The sequence below is a fragment of the Nocardia carnea NBRC 14403 genome (assembly GCF_000308515.1).
Classification (GTDB): domain Bacteria; phylum Actinomycetota; class Actinomycetes; order Mycobacteriales; family Mycobacteriaceae; genus Nocardia; species Nocardia carnea.
In genome coordinates this window covers 21,651-40,317 of the sequence record NZ_BAFV01000074.1, presented here as the reverse complement: position 1 = coordinate 40,317, position 18,667 = coordinate 21,651, and the positions used below count along the sequence as shown (strand labels likewise).

16 protein-coding genes are annotated in these 18,667 nt (G+C 65.8%); 11 read left to right on the top strand and 5 right to left on the bottom strand.

Annotation, left to right across the window (positions count from 1 at the left end; genetic code table 11):
* Positions 1-7: 7 nt before the first annotated feature.
* Complete coding sequence (locus ON22_RS26260) at positions 8-2,392, bottom strand: lysylphosphatidylglycerol synthase transmembrane domain-containing protein (RefSeq protein WP_033246581.1); 2,385 nt, start codon at positions 2,390-2,392, stop codon at positions 8-10.
* Between the two features lie 118 nt (positions 2,393-2,510).
* On the opposite strand from ON22_RS26260, the gene ON22_RS26255 reads away from it, so the two are divergent.
* Positions 2,511-3,110 (top strand): DUF459 domain-containing protein, encoded by a 600-nt coding sequence (locus ON22_RS26255; RefSeq protein ID WP_033246580.1) that lies wholly within the window; start codon positions 2,511-2,513, stop codon positions 3,108-3,110.
* A 94-nt stretch (positions 3,111-3,204) separates the two neighbouring features.
* Here ON22_RS26255 and ON22_RS26250 read toward each other — a convergent pair whose 3' ends face one another.
* Positions 3,205-4,578 carry an ABC1 kinase family protein gene (locus tag ON22_RS26250; protein WP_051158100.1) on the bottom strand — a complete coding sequence of 458 codons (1,374 nt, stop codon included), beginning with the start codon at positions 4,576-4,578 and terminating at the stop codon, positions 3,205-3,207.
* 176 nt (positions 4,579-4,754) lie between these two features.
* Between ON22_RS26250 and ON22_RS26245 the strand changes: the two genes are divergently transcribed.
* Positions 4,755-5,543, top strand: coding sequence for a GntR family transcriptional regulator (locus ON22_RS26245; protein WP_033246579.1), 789 nt, complete (start codon positions 4,755-4,757; stop codon positions 5,541-5,543).
* A 333-nt stretch (positions 5,544-5,876) separates the two neighbouring features.
* Here the strand turns inward: ON22_RS26245 and ON22_RS26240 are convergent, their stop codons facing one another.
* Together ON22_RS26240 and ON22_RS26235 are read right to left on the bottom strand one after the other, a co-directional pair.
* On the bottom strand, positions 5,877-7,004 hold the full coding sequence (locus ON22_RS26240) for an NAD(P)H-dependent flavin oxidoreductase (protein ID WP_033246578.1): 1,128 nt from the start codon (positions 7,002-7,004) through the stop codon (positions 5,877-5,879).
* A 168-nt stretch (positions 7,005-7,172) separates the two neighbouring features.
* A complete protein-coding gene (locus ON22_RS26235) occupies positions 7,173-8,582 on the bottom strand; it encodes a glycosyltransferase family protein (RefSeq protein ID WP_081595855.1) in 1,410 nt (469 codons plus the stop codon).
* Between the two features lie 292 nt (positions 8,583-8,874).
* Between ON22_RS26235 and rpsF the strand changes: the two genes are divergently transcribed.
* The 5 genes from rpsF to ON22_RS26210 all read left to right on the top strand — a co-directional run bounded on the left by rpsF (position 8,875) and on the right by ON22_RS26210 (position 14,325).
* Positions 8,875-9,162, top strand: coding sequence for a 30S ribosomal protein S6 (gene rpsF, locus ON22_RS26230; RefSeq protein WP_033246577.1), 288 nt, complete (start codon positions 8,875-8,877; stop codon positions 9,160-9,162).
* Positions 9,163-9,257: 95 nt separating this feature from the next.
* Positions 9,258-9,800: a single-stranded DNA-binding protein gene (locus tag ON22_RS26225; RefSeq protein WP_033246576.1), complete on the top strand. Its 543-nt coding sequence runs from the start codon at positions 9,258-9,260 to the stop codon at positions 9,798-9,800.
* 55 nt (positions 9,801-9,855) lie between these two features.
* Positions 9,856-10,107 (top strand): 30S ribosomal protein S18, encoded by a 252-nt coding sequence (gene rpsR / locus ON22_RS26220; protein ID WP_033246575.1) that lies wholly within the window; start codon positions 9,856-9,858, stop codon positions 10,105-10,107.
* Positions 10,108-10,125: 18 nt separating this feature from the next.
* On the top strand, positions 10,126-10,581 hold the full coding sequence (rplI, locus tag ON22_RS26215) for a 50S ribosomal protein L9 (RefSeq protein ID WP_033246574.1): 456 nt from the start codon (positions 10,126-10,128) through the stop codon (positions 10,579-10,581).
* A gap of 654 nt (positions 10,582-11,235) precedes the next feature.
* The gene (locus ON22_RS26210; RefSeq protein WP_033246573.1) at positions 11,236-14,325 is read left to right on the top strand and encodes a replicative DNA helicase; all 3,090 of its coding nucleotides are present in this window, start codon (positions 11,236-11,238) and stop codon (positions 14,323-14,325) included.
* Between the two features lie 14 nt (positions 14,326-14,339).
* Here ON22_RS26210 and ON22_RS26205 read toward each other — a convergent pair whose 3' ends face one another.
* Positions 14,340-14,768, bottom strand: coding sequence for a transcriptional regulator (locus ON22_RS26205; RefSeq protein ID WP_156052399.1), 429 nt, complete (start codon positions 14,766-14,768; stop codon positions 14,340-14,342).
* A gap of 189 nt (positions 14,769-14,957) precedes the next feature.
* Between ON22_RS26205 and ON22_RS26200 the strand changes: the two genes are divergently transcribed.
* The 4 genes from ON22_RS26200 (at position 14,958) to ON22_RS26185 (ending at position 18,486) form a co-directional block, all read left to right on the top strand.
* Positions 14,958-15,164 (top strand): heavy-metal-associated domain-containing protein, encoded by a 207-nt coding sequence (locus ON22_RS26200; protein ID WP_033246737.1) that lies wholly within the window; start codon positions 14,958-14,960, stop codon positions 15,162-15,164.
* A gap of 421 nt (positions 15,165-15,585) precedes the next feature.
* Positions 15,586-15,960 carry a putative copper homeostasis (lipo)protein LpqS gene (gene lpqS, locus ON22_RS26195; RefSeq protein WP_156052398.1) on the top strand — a complete coding sequence of 125 codons (375 nt, stop codon included), beginning with the start codon at positions 15,586-15,588 and terminating at the stop codon, positions 15,958-15,960.
* Between the two features lie 106 nt (positions 15,961-16,066).
* On the top strand, positions 16,067-17,194 hold the full coding sequence (locus ON22_RS26190) for a PLP-dependent cysteine synthase family protein (RefSeq protein WP_033246571.1): 1,128 nt from the start codon (positions 16,067-16,069) through the stop codon (positions 17,192-17,194).
* A complete protein-coding gene (locus ON22_RS26185) occupies positions 17,191-18,486 on the top strand; it encodes an MFS transporter (protein ID WP_373280893.1) in 1,296 nt (431 codons plus the stop codon). Before ON22_RS26190 ends, ON22_RS26185 begins: the two co-directional genes overlap by 4 nt.
* Positions 18,487-18,667 lie beyond the last annotated feature (181 nt).

Below are 18,667 nucleotides of genomic sequence, written 5' to 3'. Positions count from 1 at the left end.
GCCTACCTCAGATCATGTTCTTATCGGTCATCCAGCGCATCACCTGCCAGCCGCAGAAAACCGGGATCCAGCAGGTGAGAACGCGATAGAGCAGTACCGACGGCACCGCGACCTCGGCCGGCAGACCGAACGCGGCCAGGCCACCGATCAGCGCGGCCTCGACCGCGCCGACACCACCCGGTGTGGGCGCGGCCGAGGCCAGCGTTCCGCCGATCATCGTCACGATGGTGACGGTGACGAATGTGGTGCCGCCACCGAACGCCTGCACACTCGCCCACAGCGCCAAGGCCTGGCCCAGGGTCAGCGCCGCACAACCGAGCACGATGACCGCGCAGCGTTTCGGGTCGCGAGCCAGCCGGGCCAGCTCCCCGACCACCTCCTGCAGCTGCGGTAACACCGAAGTGTTGAGCCAGCGGCGCAGTTTCGGCACGAACATGAACGTGCCGATGATGCCGACCCCTACGCCGCCGATCAGGTACAGCACGGTGGGCGAGGGCACGAAATGCGACAGATTCGCCGAGGTTCCGGCGGCCACGCTGAACAGCACCAGCAGCCCGATATGGGTCGATACCTGGACGGCCTGCTGTAACGCGACCGCCGCGGTGGCCCGGACCGCCCCGACCCCGCCCTTCTGCAGGAATCGCACACTCAGCGCCAAACCGCCGACACGGGCCGGCGTGGTCGTGGCGGCGAAAGTATTCGCGATCTGCATCAGCACCAGCGGCCAGTACTTCACCACGCCCGAGGCGCAGGCCCACAACGCGGCCGCCGTGCCGAGGTAGGTCAGCGAGGACAGCGCCAAACCGGCCAGCGCCCACCACCAGTTGGCCTCCCGGAGCTGAGTGAAGAAGGTCGGTACCGCGCTGATGAACGGGTAGGCGACATAGACCAGCCCGATCAGCAGCACCAGCTGGAGCAGGCTCTTGCGGTTGAACCGGGTGATCTGCTCGGCCTCGATCCGGTCCTGGCCGGTTTGCGTCCGCACTTCCTCGCGGGCCGCGGTCACCACCGATTTCCACTCGGGTATGGAGGCACGGATACTGCGCGGCATGGCGAATTTGGTGAGCCGGCGCGAGGCGGTGAGCACCGTATGTTCGCCGAGGGCCTCGATCGCCGACCGCACCGCGGCTTCCGGACCGAAGACCGCGGTCATCGAGACGAGCAGCTGGGCGATATCCGATTGCAGCTGGGCATCGGAGGCACACAGTTCGGCCGCCGTGAAACCACCGAAGGCCGCGCCCTGCGCCCCGACCCGGATCTCGGCGGGCCGCAACTCCCCGTGCGAGATCCCGCGTCCACGTAGGACCGTCAGTGCCTGCCAGACCGCGTCCAGCGCGGCGGTATCGGATGGATCCTGTTCGATCGAGCGGCCGGCGGGCAGGGTATGGGCGTAGAGCATCCAGCCGCGGGGCAGCCCCGCCACCGTCACCGGCCGATGCGCGGCCACCCCCAGTTCGTCCAGCGCGATCGCCATCAGGGCCCGGTGTTCCACGGCGCGATGCATGGAACCGTGCAGGGGCGCGGTCTCGCTGGAGCGGAAAGTGAGCCGGCGCCACAGCTGGCGCACCGCGCTGAGCGTGCGCTGATTCTTTCCGTACAGTTCGACCACCAGCGCCCGCTCGCGCTCTTCGATCGTCGCCGAGAGCATCAGTGCGCCGGGACCGGCCGGTCGGACAACGGTGAGCCGGTTGACGGTGTAGCCACGTTGGGCCAGCTGGCGGACCGCCGCCTCCAGCGGAACCTCCAGCGCCGGGGTCCCGACCAGCAATACGATCACCGCGCCCACCAGCCAGCCGACGGCCAGGCCGAACATGGCGCGTGCCGGAACGACCGTGCTGACCACCAGGTGCATCGGCGCAAAGGCCAGGATCAGCGCCCACAACCAGCGCCGGGGTCGTACCGGCAGCCACGGACTGGACACCGTGAGCACCGCGGCGAGCATGGCAATCCAGCGCGGATCGTCGAGGAACTGCTGGAGAAAGGTTTTATCGGCCAGATTCTCCGGTACCTGCAGATGCCACTGCGGAGCCGATAAACCGTTCGGTGTGATGGACAGCAGCAGCCCGGCCACCAGACCGGCGGTGGCATATCCGGTGAGCAGTTTCCACTGCCCGCTCCACACCAGCTCCACCAGGATCGCGAAGGGCAGGATCAGGATGGCGATCCCGTACAGCAGGTAGACCAGATTCGACTGGTCCGAGTTCAGGAATCCGACGATATTGGATACCGAACGCTCGAGCGCCAGCCATTCGGGCCGGGTGATCAGCGATCCGGCGATGACCACGGCCACACCGGCGATCGCGAAGACGACACGCAGGATATCGCTGGTCCGCCTGGTGAGCGGTTGTAGCAGGTTGCCCGTTACCGGGATCTCCCGCCCATCGACTCGCATGTCGTATCGGTACTTTCGGATCGAGGTGAAGCCGGTCGGCCGCCCGCACACACCAGATCGTGAGTATGCAGGAGGCCGAGCCGGACGATACACACCAACACGCTGCCAGAATCTGTGGGTGAGCAATGATCTGCGCATCTGTTTCGTGGGGGATTCGTTCGTCGCCGGAGTGGGGGACCCCCAGGTGCTGGGCTGGAGCGGGCGACTGACGGTCGACGCCCACGCCGGGGGTGTCGCGCCCACCGCCTACAACCTCGGCGTCCGCCGGGAGACCTCGACCGATATCGCCGGGCGCTGGCAGGCGGAATGCCGGCAGCGGCTGCCTCGCGAGGCCCAGGGGCGCGTGGTGTTCTCATTCGGGGTCAACGACGCCGTGCTGATCGACGGCCGGACCAGAGTGGCCGCGAGCACCTCGGTGGCGAATCTGCGTGCGATGCTCGCGGCCACGCACGCCGCATCGTGGCCTGTTCTCGTGGTGGGCCCGCCGCCGGTGGACGATGCGGAGCACAACCGCCGCATCGCCGACCTCGACGACCGTTTCGGGCAGGTCTGCGCCGAGCACGAGGTCCCCTACGTCAGCAGTTGTCACCGGCTGGCGGCCGATACGGTCTGGATGGAACAGGTACGGGCCGGTGACGGGGCACATCCCGGGGCGGTCGGATATACCGCGTTCGCGGAACTGCTGCTGCCGGACTGGCGCGAATGGCTGGGATACTGACCTTTGACAGCTGGGCGGACCGGTCTTTCGCGGTACCGGATCCCGGCCCGGCAAACGTCCCAGACGGTGCGGTTTCGTTCCCGTCCGCCGCGGTTCAGCTCGCGGGTGCACCCGAGAGGAAGCCGCGCCGCACCGGGGCGAAGACATCCCCTAGTTCGGGAACCGAGCGCACCAGCTCGGCGCCGTAATCGCATTCGGTTTCCAGCTGGCTCAACGTCCCGACCATGGTGAGCGAGGCCCGGGCGAACGGAGTGCAATCCGGTGGCAGGGTCAGCTCCCGCATCACATTGGTCAGCCGCAGACTCGTGGTTCGCAGGACCTGCTTACGCAACCAGGACGTGGTCAGCCGGAAACGCTCGTGGCGGACCGGCTCACCGCACGCCGAAAGCGCCGACTCCAGTGCGACCGCGTCGAACTTCCGGCCCGGTAACGCGAACCCGTGCCTGCGCACCGCCGATTCCAGCGCCGCCGGCCCACCGTTGAAAATCGCATCGCATATCTGCACGGCCAAATCGATGAACCCCGGATGCGGCCAGGGCGCGCACGCCCCGAAATCGGCCACACCCAGGCGGCCGCCCGGCAGCAGCCACAGATTGCCCGGATGCGGATCGCAGTACAGCAATCCGTGCTGTTCCCAGCCGGTGAGGACGAACCGCATCATCAGCTCACCGACCCGGTCACGCTGGTCCCGGGTACCCGAACCGATGATCCGCGTCGCCGGGGTTCCCCGCACCCACTCCGAAATGAGCACATCACCGCGCTGTTCCAGCACTTCCGGAACATAGAACTCGGCACTGTCGCGGTAGTAGGCGGCGAAAGTCCGCTGATTCTCGGCCTCGGCCGCGTAATCCAGTTCGGCGCGCACACTCTCACACAGCGCCTCGGTCATCGATTTCACATCCGCACCCGGCAGCAGCACCGACGCCAGAATCGAAACCCGCCGCAGCTGCACCAGATCCGATTCCACCGCGATCCGGGCACCCGGATACATCACCTTCACCGCGACCTCGCGCCCGTCGTGCCATACCCCGCGATGCACCTGACCGATCGAGGCCGCCGCGGCCCGGCGATCGTCGAACTCCCGGAACAGGTCGCGCCAGCGCGGGCCGAACGTATCGGCCATCACCCCGTGCACGGTCGCCGGCAGCATCACCGGCGCCGAATCCTGCAACCGGGCCAGCGCCGCCTGATAAGGCGCCGCGATATCGCGCGGCAGGGCGAGCTGATAGATCGCCAGCAACTGACCGAGTTTGGCGGCGCAACCCTTCAGTTCACCCAGCACCGCGAACATATGCTCGGCGGTGCGGCTCTGGATATCGCGGTTCACCTCCGGTGCGGGCCGCCCGAGCGCCCGGCGGCCCGCCCCCGCCGCCTGCCGGCCCGCATAGGCGACCGGCAGCGCCATGAGCTTGGCGCTGCGCAGTGCCGGGCGTACCGGAGGCGCGCCGGAATCGCGTCGACTGCTCATGCTGTGTCCTCCGGGTACGAGTGAGAGCCCTGCGTGGTCAGGCTGTGCTGCCTCCTCCGGGCCTGATTCACTCATACCTCTGATCCCCGAACCGAATTTGCTTGTTCTCCCGTGCAGTCTGGCATATTTGTGCATAGACTGTCTGGGACGTAACAGCTGCCGAGAGAGGTGTATCCATGGGGTCCCGCACGGTGGTCGCCGACGTCGCCGACGAACTGGCCCGGCGGGTTGCCGCAGGGGAATACCAGCCGGGGGAGCTGATGCCCTCGGTCCGCCAGGTAGCCGACGAGTTCGAAATGAACCGGGCCACCGCGCAGCTCACGCTCGGCCGGTTGGAATCCTACGGTTTCGTCGAGGCCAGGCGCGGTAAGGGCTTCACCATTCGTGAGGTCCGTTCGGCCGGCGGACTGGACGTCTACCGTCACCTCTTCCGCTTCTCCATCCCGATGCCCGAGGTCGCCATCGAGATGTTCCGGGATATCGTCGAGGTCGAGCGGGGGATCGTCATGGACGCGCTGCTCGCCTATACCGGCGCGGCGCCGGGCGGCCCGGTCGCGGCCGGTTTCGATCTCGCCGAACTCAAGGCCGAAGTCGATGCGCTCGAAACTCTCGCCCGCACCGACGTACCCGATCATCGCCGCATTCTGGCCATCGAAATCGGTATCGTGCGGCGGTTGCTCGTCACCCTCGAATCGAGCCTGCAGCGCGCCATCCTGAACTCGATCGGCGATATGGTCCTCGAGGTGCCGGAGGCCGTCGAGGCATATTTCGCCGGCGCTGCCGATCTGCACGTACTGGTCTGGCGGGCGCTGATCGCGGTATGGGAATCGGAATCCGGTCCCTCGCCCGCACAACTGGCCCTGTTCGAAGATCTCTTCGGGATCTATCACCACAAGGTGATCAACCGCTTCGAGGAACTCCTGGGAGCCCAGGGCGAACCGCAAATCCACGCCGTCACAGCCTGAACGGGGCCGGGTCTTCCTGCAGTGCGGCCGCGCCCGTCAGCGCTGTTCGGCACCGAACCGGCGAGGGCCTCGCTGAACTCGGGAGTCGGTGCTGGGTACGTCGGGTACGCGGAGACCCGAACCGAACAGTTTGCCGAGCCGGTCCCGGTGCCGACGACGCATGCGGCCGGGCGTCTTCGGGCCGGCCGGTCGAAGCCTCGGCCCCTGCCCGGACATGAGCGCCGTTGGGCCGGCACGGGCCGAGGCCAGATCTCGGCCCTGTCCGCAGCCGGGCACGTTGCCCACGGCCGGGCACGTTCGGCCGGGCGGGACTTGCCCGGCCGAACGCGGTGACTACCCGGCGTCGTTGAGCTTGTTCAGGCGCTCGCAGGCGTTGACATAGTCCTCGATGAGGCGGTTCATCACATCGGCCGAACGCTCTGTCTTGTTCATCATGCCGACGATCTGGCCCACCGGATTGAAGTTCACATCCTTGGCGGCCTCCGGGTAGCGGTGGCCGCGTTTCACGCCGTCCAGCGCGACCATCATCTGCAGCGGCATGGGCAGCGGATCCGGGTTGTCGGCCGATTCCCAGGCGTCGGTCCACTCGTTGCGCAGCATCCGGGCCGGTTTACCGGTCCAGGAGCGGGAGCGGATGGTGTCATGGCTCGAGGCGTCGATCAGCGTCTGCATCTGCGCGGGCGGCACGTTGGCCTCTTCCACGGTGAGCCAGATGGAACCGGTCCAGGCGCCGGCGGCGCCCATCGCCATGGCGGCCGCGACCTGGCGACCGTCGCCGATACCGCCCGCGGCCAGTACCGGCAGATCGCCCACGGCGTCGATGACCTGCGGCCACAGCACCAGCGAGGAGACCTCACCGCAGTGTCCGCCACCCTCGGTGCCCTGGCAGACGACGAAGTCCAGGCCGGCGTTCTTGTGGTTCATGGCGTGCTTCACCGAACCGCACAGCGCGCCGATGAGGCGCCCGGACTCCTGGATCTGCGAGACGAACTCCGGCGGCGGCGTGCCCAGCGCGTTGGCGACCAGTTTCGCCTTCGGATGCCGAAGGATCACCTCGACCTGGGGTGCCGCGGTGGTGGCGGTCCAGCCGAGCAGTTGCGGATGTACTTCCTCTTCGGGAAGTTTCGGAACGCCGTGATCGGCCAGGATCTTCTCGGCGAAATCGCGATGGCCCTGCGGGACATGCTTGGCGAGTTCGGCCTCGAGCTCCTCGGGGGAGAGCCCGTCGATGCCCTTGCCCTCGTACTTGGAGGGGATCACCAGGTCGACACCGTAGGGGTTGTCGCCGACGTGTTCGTCGAGCCAGGCCAGCTCTACCTCGAGCTCTTCGGCCGTGAACCCGACCGCGCCGAGTACGCCGAGACCACCGGCGTTGCTGACCGCGGCAGCCACGTCGCGGCAATGGGTGAAGGCGAAGATGGGGAACTCGATCCCCAGCCGGTCGCAGATATCGGTACGCATGGCGCTGCTGGTCTCCCTATGCCTGGAACAAGTTACATAATTGCCGCGCGGCGGCTGATCCGGCCGCTGTCACCTCGCGGGCCCGTATGCGCCGCGTGCCATGGGTACGGGCGGTGCGTGCGCACGGGTCCGGCAGGTGCCATACCTTGAATGTAACACGTTCTAGTTTTAATGGAACCGATTCGCCGGTGCGATTGCCGGCCCGGACTCGAACCCGCCCGCCGGCGCCACGTCCGGTGCCATCGACTCGCGTGGCTTACGCAGCGGAACCTTCAGGAACAGGATGAACAGGAACACCAGCAGAGTGGCCCGCCCCCACACGCCGAAGCGCACCACCGCTTCCATCAGCTCGACCGCCTGTCCCGTGCCCATCGCATAGAAATAGCGGAAAACCCCCACCCCGATCGCGATATCGGCGACGAGATAACTCCACACCACCGGCCACGGCACCGCCAGGACGACAAAGAAGGGAATCAACCACAGCGTGTACTGCGGCGAATGCACTTTGTGGAACAGCAGAAACCCGCACAGCATCGCGCCGCTGACACCGATCCACGGATACACACCCGTTTCGAGATAGCGGCGGCGCCCGATCCACAACGCCAGGGCGAACGAGGTGATGATCAACATCGGTGACGCGATCGCCACCGTATCGGCGAATGCCGCGGTACCGGCCCGGTCGGTACCGAACAGCGGCCGCAGCCCCCAGAACCAGATCGAGTTCGTGGTGATATCGGCCTGGCGCTGCTGCTGGAATTCGATCGACGCCCGCCAGCCGTCGTATCCTGCGATCGCAAAGGGCAGATTGACCACGGCGACGGTGGCCGCCGCGGCTCCACCGGTCCACAGCGCGCCCCGGATATCGAGGCGTGTGCGGCCGTTTTCGCCGGACCCCCGGTCGCCGTCGGTCAGTACGTACAGCATCAACGGCAGCACGAAAATGGCCGGATAGATCTTGAAACAGAATCCGATCCCCAGTAATACCGCCGCGAATATCGCCCGCGACCGCACCGGTTGCCGACCGGGCACCATCACCGCCATCGCTGCCACGGTCGTGCACACCACCGGCAGTTCCCAATTGTGGAATGCGTAGAGCACCAAGGGCGGGCCCACCGCCCACAACAAGGCGGCCCGGCCGGACATCCGGGCCAGCAACCACGCCGTCAACAAGGCGAACGGGGCCAGCAGCAGCGCCGAGTACAGCAGGAACATCGCGTCGTTGTCCGCGCCGAACGCGCCCAGCCACATCAGCAGCCCGCTGAGCACCGGGTATTCGACGGCCCCGCCGATCAGGGATCCGTCGGCGGTGATGCCGCCGTGTACATACGGAAAAATATGCTGATCGATATCGCGCCCCAGCCAGAGGAACTGGATATCGGAGTAGCAGACTCGGGCGTCCTTCACGTAGTCGAACGCGACACTTCGACCGTCGGCGCGAAATGGTGCGCCGGCGCAGCGGGCCTTGTTGAGAAACGCCACCGTCAGTGTGATCGCGCACAGCAGCACCGCCGCAATCACCGACGTCTGCCGGGAAACGCGACCGCTCGCGAACGCGCGCGCGGCCGCTCCGATCGACATACCGATCACCTTAGTGGCCACGGGTGCGGTAAAGAGCGGACGAGAGCGGCACCCTCGCCCGCGGCACGGGCGGTGATCCCAGGTTGTCCGGTCCGGGATCGGCTCCGAATTCCGCTTCTTTCCCGATGCCGGGAAATCGTCCTCCACGTTCTCCGGAGTGCGGTCGCAAAGCCCGCCGGATCGATTTCGTCGTGACCCACCCCCTCAGGTAGTCTTGCCCGGTTGCTGACGCGACGACCTCCTGCCACGGACCGTCCGTGGCCGAATCCAGACCACAGGAGGTGATTGGTTCGTGCGTCATTACGAAGTGATGGTCATCCTCGATCCGAGCATGGACGAGCGCACCGTCGGGCCGTCCCTGGAAAATATGCTCAGCGTTATCCGCACCGAGGGCGGGAAAATCGACAAGGTCGATATCTGGGGCCGTAAGCGTCTCGCCTACGAGATCCGCAAACAGGCCGAAGGTATCTACGCGGTCATCGATCTGACCGCCGAGCCCGCCACGGTGAGCGAACTCGACCGCCAGCTGGGCCTCAACGAGCAGGTGCTGCGCACCAAGGTTCTGCGCAACGAAAAGTAGTTCCGGCGGTACCGCGGTTTCGTCGGAGTCTGTCTCTAGGCTCTAGCGCAAACAGCGAGTGCACCGGACTGCACACCGAGCAGGAGGAACCCACCATGGCAGCAGGCGATACCGTCATCACGGTCATCGGAAATCTGACGGCCGATCCCGAGCTTCGATTCACGCCCGCGGGCGCGGCAGTGGCGAATTTCACCGTCGCCTCGACGCCCCGCATCTTCGACCGGAACACCAACGAGTGGAAAGACGGCGAGGCACTGTTCCTGCGGTGCAATATCTGGCGCGACGCGGCGGAGAATGTCGCCGAAAGTCTGACCAGGGGCTCCCGGGTGATCGTCAGCGGACGGCTCAAGCAGCGCTCCTATGAAACCCGCGAGGGTGAGAAGCGCACAGTCGTCGAGCTCGAGGTCGACGAGGTCGGTCCTTCGCTGAAGTACGCCACGGCCAAGGTCAACAAGACCAGCCGCGGCGGTGGCGGTGGTGGATTCGGTTCCAACAGCGGTGGTGGTGGAAACTACAACGCCGGCAACAGCGGCGGTGGACGATCCGAACAGGGCGCAGCGGAAGACCCGTGGGGTAGCGCGCCTGCGGCCGGTTCCTTCGGGGGCGGCAGCCGGATGGACGATGAACCGCCGTTCTGAGACGGCCCGCACAGACCCGCGTCGGCGGGTCGCCAAGAAAACGGAGTGAACGAAAATGGCCAAGGCACCGGCGCGCGAAAAGGTGCTCAAGAAGAAGGCTTGCACTTTCTGCAAAGAAAGCAAGACCGGACCTGTCAATATCGACTACAAGGATGCGCCGCTGCTGCGCAAGTACGTCAGTGAGCGCGGCAAGATCCGTGCCCGCCGGGTCACCGGCAACTGCGTGCAGCATCAGCGCGATATCGCCATCGCCGTGAAGAACTCGCGTGAGATGGCGCTGCTGCCCTACGTTTCGACGGCTCGCTGAGGAAGGTCGGTCAAGCATATGAAGCTCATCCTGACTGCCGACGTCGACAATCTCGGCGCTCCCGGCGATACCGTAGAGGTCAAGGACGGCTACGGTCGTAACTATCTGCTGCCCCGCGGGCTGGCGATCGTCGCCACCCGTGGTGCCGAGAAGCAGGTCGAGGGAATCCGCCGGGCCCAGGAGGCCCGCCGGGTGCGAGATCTCGGCCATGCCAACGAACTGAAGCAGGCGATCGAGAACCTGGAGTCGGTTTCGCTGTCTGTCAAGACCGCCGGTACCGGCAAGCTGTTCGGCTCGGTCACCCAGTCCGATATCGCCGCGGCGATCAAATCGGCCGGTGGGCCGGTGCTGGACAAGCGCAGCATCGAACTGCCGAAGTCACATATCAAGGCCACCGGTAAGCATCAGGTCACGGTGCACCTGCACCCTGATGTCGCCGCGAGATTCGCCCTGGAGGTCGTGGCCGCGGGCTGACCGCGGTTATCGGCACGCTTCGACCGGAGATCACGCAGTCGCGTGGTCTCCGGTCGATGTGCTCTTTTCTCGGGGGTGTTAGCCAGCGGTTAGCTGGCCTTGTCGAAGGATGGATCCTCACGGTTGTGCCGGAGAGGTCCGTCTCTGGCGTGTCCGAGTTATCCACAGGATGTGAATCCTGTGGATCAATCACAAAACCAACCGGACGTACTGTGACCCAGTTCATAACTGTTCGCCTGTCTGTTAACTCAACACGCCCGGCTGTTCAACAACTCCGACACGCCGACACTTTGTTTATCCACACTGTGTTGACGCCGAAAACCCGGGTCTAGCTGGGTATTTTTCCGGGCTGACCTGCGTTTTCCCCAGGTTGTCCACAGGTTGTACACAACAAGGGGTGAACTATCCCCAGGTTATCCACAGGGCTATCCACAGGGCTGTTTGGCATGTGGATAGAACCTCGCCTAGGTTCATCGCAGCACCACGTCAAAGCTTCCGCCGGAAGCCGGCGGAACGGATCTATCCGGTCGATAGCTGGGATGTCTGAACACAGGTCGCAGACACTTCCCGACCCGGCGAAACTGTCGGACCCGTGCGGTAGAACCATTCGGCACAGGGGTGCGTCCGGTCTGGAGGAGAGGACGGTCGAGTCTGATGGCAGTCGTCGATGACCGCGGGCACACGGACTTCCCACCCGAGCCGCCCGGTGAGGATTTCGGGCGTCAGCCGCCGCATGACATGGCCGCCGAACAGTCGGTCCTGGGCGGCATGCTGCTCAGCAAGGACGCCATCGCCGATGTGATCGAAGTGCTGCGCTCCGGCGATTTCTATCGCCCCGCCCACCAGGCGGTCTACGATGCGATCCTCGATCTCTACGGCCGCGGCGAACCGGCCGACCCGGTCACCGTCGCCGCCGGCCTGGACCGTAGCGGCGAACTGAAACGAATCGGCGGCCCGCCCTACCTGGTCACTCTGACCCAGACCGTCCCCACCGCCGCGAACGCCGGCTTCTACGCCGAAATCGTCGCCGAAAAGGCGATCCTGCGCCGCCTGGTCGAGGCCGGTACCCGCATCGTGCAGTACGGCTATGCCGGCGCCGACGGTCAAGATGTCGCCGAAGTGGTCGACCGCGCCCAGGCCGAGGTCTACGAGGTCACCGAACGCCGGACCTCCGAAGATTTCCTCCCGCTGGAAGAACTCCTCCAGCCCACCATGGACGAAATCGATTCCATCGCCTCTCGCGGCGGTATCTCCCTGGGCGTCCCCACCGGTTTCACCGAACTCGACGAGCTCACCAACGGCCTGCATCCCGGGCAGATGATCATCGTCGCGGCCAGGCCCGGTGTGGGTAAGGCGCTGGCGCTGGACACGCCCCTGCCGACCCCGGCGGGTTGGACCACCATGGGCGAGGTTCAGGCGGGAGATGAACTCCTGGGTCGCGACGGCAACCCGACCAGGGTTGTGGCCGCGACCGAGATTCTGCAGGAACGCCCCTGCTACGAGGTCGAGTTCAGCGACGGTGCTGTCATCGTGGCCGATGAGCAACACCAGTGGGCCACGCTCGGCCCAGGAGCAGAGCTGCGTACCCACACCACGGGCATGCTCGCGCAGACACTCGAATCCGCTGATGGCGGGTTGCACCACTCCGTGCCGACGACGTACCGATCGGACGCGCGCGTGATCGTGGACGTCCGCAAGGTGGATCCTGTCCCGGTGCGGTGCGTGCAAGTGGATAACGCCGATCACCTCTACCTGGCGGGGCGGTCGATGGTGCCGACACACAATTCGACGCTCGGTATGGACTTCATGCGCAGTTGCTCGATTCGGCACGGGCTGGCGAGTGTGATCTTCTCGCTGGAGATGAGCCGGACCGAGATCGTCATGCGTCTGCTCTCGGCGGAGGCGAAGATCAAGCTCGGGGATATGCGGTCCGGGCGGATGAGCGACGACGACTGGACGAAGCTGGCGCGGCGGATGAGTGAGATCAGTGAGGCGCCGCTGTTCGTGGACGATTCACCGAACCTGACGATGATGGAGATCCGGGCGAAGGCGCGGCGGCTCAAACAGCGGCACGATCTGAAGCTCGTTGTGGTGGATTACCTCCAGTTGATGACATCCGGCAAGAAGGTCGAATCGCGCCAGCAGGAGGTTTCGGAATTCTCTCGTCACCTCAAGCTCTTGGCCAAAGAACTCGAGGTTCCGGTCGTCGCGATCAGTCAGCTCAACCGTGGCCCGGAACAGCGCACCGATAAGCGGCCACAGGTCTCGGACCTTCGTGAATCCGGCTGTCTTCCGGCCTCGGCACGGATTCTGCGCGCGGATACCGGCGCCGAAGTGACGCTGGGTGAATTGCTGGCCAGTGGTGAGCAGCCGCTGGTCTGGTCTCTGGACGAACGTATGCGGATGGTCGCGCGTCCGATGGTGAAGGTATTTCCCAGCGGCCGCAAGGAAGTCTTCCGGGTCCGGCTGGCCTCCGGGCGGGTAGTCGAGGCGACCGGGAACCATCCGTTCATGACCGTCGACGGGTGGATACCGCTGGAACGGTTGTCCAGCGATGATCGCGTCGCGGTTCCGCGCAGTGTGCCGGAGCCGGCGAACACCGAGCGGATGGTTGACGACGAGATCGTGATGCTGGCTCATATGATCGGCGACGGGTCCTGTGTCCGTCGGCAGCCGATTCGGTACGCGAGCATCGACGAAGAGAATCTCACGGCCGTTACCGAGGCCGCAAAGCACTTCGGCATCACAGCTATCCGAGACGAGTACGAAGCAGCGCGGGTCACGACGCTGCGTCTGCCCGCACCGTATCGACTCGCCCGCGGTAAGCGGAACCCGATTGCCTCATGGTTGGACGAACTCGGCCTGTTCGGGTTGCGGAGCTATGAAAAATTCGTCCCGCACCGAATTTTCGCACTGCCGACCGACCAAGTCGCGCTGTTCATTCGCCATCTGTGGGCCACCGACGGCTCGGTTCGGTGGGATGCAACCGGTTATCAGGCTCGTATCTACTACGCATCCACGAGCCGCCGACTGATCGACGATCTCAATCAGCTGCTGTTGCGCCTGGGTGTACACGGCCGGATCAAGACCGTGCGAAAAGCCGGCTACCGCGACTGCTGGCACCTCACCGTCGACGGTGCCGAGAACCAGACAATCTTCCTGCAGGACATCGGAGTACACGGAGCACGGGGTGTCGCCGGCCGCGCTGCTCTGGAGCATCTCGGTCCTATGACCCGGAATGTGAACGTGGATACGGTTCCGAAAGAGATCTGGAACGAAGTCCGTACCCTGCTCGCCACGAAGGAGATCACCCATCGCGAGTTCGCGACGGCGATGAGTTCCCGGTTCTGCGGCTCCACGATGTGGAAGCGATCTCCGAGCCGTGCTCGGCTGGCCCGCGTGGCGGAGGTGCTCCAGGACGCCGATATCGAGATGTACGCAACCAACGACGTCTTCTGGGACCGGATCGTCGAGGTCACCAGCCTCGGGGAGCAGGATGTCTACGATGGGACCGTGCCCGGCACGCACAACTTCGTCGCCAACGGCGTATCTCTGCACAATTCGCTGGAACAGGATGCCGATATGGTCATCCTCCTGCACCGGCCGGACGCTTTCGAACGCGACGACCCGCGCGGCGGCGAAGCCGACCTCATCCTCGGCAAACACCGTAACGGGCCGACTGCGACCATCACCGTCGCTCACCAGTTGCACCTTTCCCGGTTCGTGGATATGGCCCGCGGCTGACCGTGCGGGGCGGGTCAATCACCATGGCTTCGACGGGCATTGTCGAGGCCGGCCGCGCGTAGGTGTTGTTGCAGTTCACGGTCGTTCAAGAGGGCGAGGTAGGCGTTGTAACGGACGGTTGCGGGGTCGGGTTCCGGGTACGTGCTGATGCGGGTCGGTAGCAGTCCGGGTGGCAGTTCGCGGGTCGCCAGGGTTTCGACGTGTGCCGCCGCGGGGTGGGCCTTGCTGGTGGCGGATTGCTGTAGTCGCCGCCAGGTCAGGCCGGCGACCAGCAGGAATGCGCCGAATACCGGCCACAGCAGCACATAGCCGGCATTCTGGTCGACACCGCTCGCGCTCCCGAGTCGAGCCCACTGCCACGCGCCTATTCCGATGCACCCGATCGCCGTCGACATCAGCGCAACCCACAGCGCTATCGCTCGTGCTGAAGGACGTTTCGCCACCCTCCCTTTCTACTACAGCGTGTAGGACGATAGTGCTTGCGGCGGCACCCGCATCGATCGGCCGACCGCGCTATCGAACACTTGCATACCCAGCCGGGGTATTGTATCTATGGAAGCGTCCCCTCCGCGGCCGGGCACCACGAGTTCGGATCGGTCCGCGGGTATTCACCCGATCGACAGGAAAAAAATATGAGTACCTCGATCATCACCGTCACCGGAATGACCTGTGGCGGTTGCGCTTCCAAAGTCAGGAAAGAGGTCGGCGCTCTCGCCGGTGTCACCGGAGTAGACGCCGACCCGGCGACCGGCCGGGTCACAGTCGATGCGGAGAGCGAGGTCGGTCTCGATGCCATCAGGAACGCTGTGGAGGCCGCCGGTTACCGAGTCGTCGCCTGAGTGAGCCCGGGCCGGGCTCGGTTCCAGCGCCGCGGGCGAGGCGCTGGAACCGGGCCGCCTCCGGCACGTGGCGCCGAGCGGTCGTCGCGTACCGGAGGCGCTCGTCCCGCGGTCGGCAGTGCTGGTGGCCCTGGCCACAGGCCGGTGGATGAGACTGGGGGTGGCGAGTAGGTTGTTCTGCGACCGTTGCGGTTTACTTCGTCGACAAAGCCTCGCCGCGAAAGCAATTGGGTGAAGGGGAAGGAGGTGGTGCGGTGACGACCGGGAGATTCGTCCACGTCGATGGACGGCGTTCAGGCGAAGATCAGGTCCGGTACCGCGGCGCACTATCTCCAGGGGGCGATGCACCGACACCGGGCCTTCGACCCCCGTATCCGGGTGCTCCGCGGTGAATCCCTCCGCTCGGCTGCGCCGTGTATCGGTGGCACTGATAATGGCGGTGCTGCTCATCGCACCGCTCCTCGACTGCATGCTACATCTGGCCGACGAGCACACCGGTCCGGTTGTCGCGGCGGCTGCACCGGCCGTCGGTAGCGCCCACTCGGGTCATCTGCACGGTATGAACGGCCACCTCGATCATTGTGATCAACACATGATCCACTGCGTCGAGAAATCGGTGCTGCCCTCCGGCAGCACTCTCCAGCAGCTGCTGTTGACGGTGCTGATCGGCATGGCCACAGTCACCGTCTTCGCCCTGGTCTCCACCGGTACACGCGGGAGTCGAGGCCCGCCGGGGGGCTTGCCCGTGTTGAACGGGCAAGCCATTCTCACGAATTTCTGTATCTCCCGACGCTGATCGGTCAGCGCCAGGCCGAGACATCTCCGTCGTCGGCCGGTGTTCGCTGCCCGCTCACCGTCACGACCGCCCTGTGTGGCGGATCGGATACAGAAAGCGACAAATCATGAACGACATCGTGTTCGGCCCGCCTGCCGAACCTGTCTCGACCGTGCTCACCCCGCCTGCTCCGGCGCGGGAATCGAGTTCGCTGGTCGGCAACACGCCCGTTCTGTGGGTGGGGGAGCCGCTGGCGCCCGCCGGCCGCGGCTTCTGGGCGAAACTGGAAGGTTTCAATCCCGGCGGGATGAAGGACCGGCCCGCCCTGCACATGGTCCGGCGCGCGAAACAACGCGGCGATCTGGCACCGGGAGCCCGGATCATCGAATCCACCAGCGGCACTCTCGGACTGGGGCTGGCGCTGGCGGGAGCGGTGTACCACCACCCGGTCACGGTGGTCACCGATCCGGGACTCGAACCGATCGTGGATCGCTTGCTCGTCTCGTACGGTGCGCGGGTCGAACTGGTGGCCGAACCGCATCCCAGCGGCGGCTGGCAACAAGCCCGCCGCGATCGGGTCACCGAACTCATGGCGGCCGAGCCCGGGGCCTGGTGCCCCGACCAGTACAGCAATCCCGACAATATCGACGGATACGAATCACTCGGGCGGGAGCTGATACAGCAGCTGGGCGAGGTCGATGTGCTGGTGTGCGCCGTAGGAACCGGCGGTCACTCCGCGGGTGTGGCGCGGGTGCTGCGCCGAGCCAACCCGGACCTGCAGCTGATCGGTGTGGATACTGTCGCCTCCACGATCTTCGGCCAGCCCGCCGGTCCGCGGGTCATGCGGGGACTCGGGTCCAGTATCTTCCCGCGCAATGTCGACTACTCGTCCTTTCGTGAAGTGCATTGGGTGGCACCGGCCGAGGCCGTGTGGGCGTGCCGGGCGCTGGCCGGTACGCACTATGCAACAGGCGGCTGGAGCGTAGGTGCTGTGGCCTTGGTCGCGGGATGGGTCGCGCGTACTCGGCCGGCGGATACCCGGATTGCGGCGGTGTTCCCCGACGGCCCGCAGCGCTACTTCGACACCGTCTACAACGACGACTACTGCCGCGCGCACGGCCTGCTCGATACCGATCCGCCGATCGAACCGGACGTCATCGGGCATCCCGGCCAGCGGGTGGTGCACTCCTGGACCCGCTGCACCACCGTCGTCGACCCGCACGCCACCGACCGGGCAGGAGGAGCCGCATCGTGACCGTCCTGAGGAGCTTCCGCAGCTTCGACCTCGCCGCCCGGCTGCTGATGATCAACCAGTTCGGCATCAATCTCGGCTTCTACATGTTGATGCCGTATCTGGCCGGCTACCTCGCCGGGCCGCTGGGCTTGGCGGCCTGGGCGGTCGGCCTGGTGCTCGGTGTACGAAACTTCTCCCAGCAGGGCATGTTCCTCATCGGCGGCACCCTCGCCGACCGGCTCGGCTACAAACCCTTGATCGTCGCGGGCTGTCTGCTGCGTACCGGAGGGTTCGCCCTCTTGGTGTTCGCCACCTCACTGCCCTGGGTGCTCATCGCTTCCGCCGCAACAGGTTTCGCAGGGGCGCTGTTCAATCCGGCAGTCCGCGCCTACCTGGCGGCCGACACCGGGGAACGGCGGGTAGAAGCGTTCGCGGTGTTCAATATTTTCTACCAAGCCGGAATCCTGGCCGGGCCGCTGGTCGGCCTGGCCTTGATGTTCCTCGATTTCCGGGTGACCGCCGCGGCCGCGGCGGTCGTGTTCGCTGTCTTGACCGTCGCTCAGTTGTTCGCGCTACCGGCGCGTCGCGAACAGAAGGCCGCCGAACAGACCACGGTGCTGCAGGACTGGCGCGCTGTGGCCGCCAACCGCCGCTTCCTGCTGTTCTCGCTGACGATGATCGGCTCGTATGTGCTGTCGTTCCAGGTCTATCTGGCCTTACCTTTGCAGGCCGAATATCTGGCCGGCGCACAATCGCAAGTGCTGGTCTCGGCGCTGTTCGTGGTCTCCGGTGTGGTTGCCGTGGCCGGACAGCTGCGGATCACCGGGTGGTTCCGGGCGCGCTGGGGTACCGGGCGCAGTCTGGCGGTGGGTATGGCGATACTGGCCGCGGCGTTCCTGCCGCTACTCGTGATACCCGGCCCCGGGCGATTCGGCGTCCCCGCCGCGATCGTCGCGTTGCTCCTGGCGACGGCGGTGCTCGCGGTCGGAACCGCCGCGGTGTTCCCCTTCGAAATGGATACCGTCGTCTCGCTCGCGGACGGAAAACTGGTAGCCACCCACTACGGCTTCTACAACACGATCGTGGGTATCGGCATCCTGGCCGGCAACCTCGCCACCGGCGCGGTTGTCGGGGCTGCGCGCGCCGCCGGTGCGGATTGGGCGGTATGGGCCGGGCTCGGCCTCATCGGGGCGATGGCGGCTGCGGCGTTGTACCGGCTCGACCGGTCGCAGCCGCACGGGACCGCTGGAGACGGCGTGCCCGAGGGGAGCGACCGGCAAGGAGGCGAACCGGCAAGACCGATACGTCGCTGAGCTCGGCCGGCGGGTCCGCCGCGGCCCGGCAGGGTCCGGAGAACCCGTCGAGATCATCGCGGTCCGCCTGGCGAGGAGAACCTTCCGGGTGGTCGCGGTGCCGGTCGGCTCAGGTCTCGATTTCGGCGGGGGCGGAGCCGGAATCGGTGATCGAGCCGGCCGTTCGTGACGCCGGGAACCG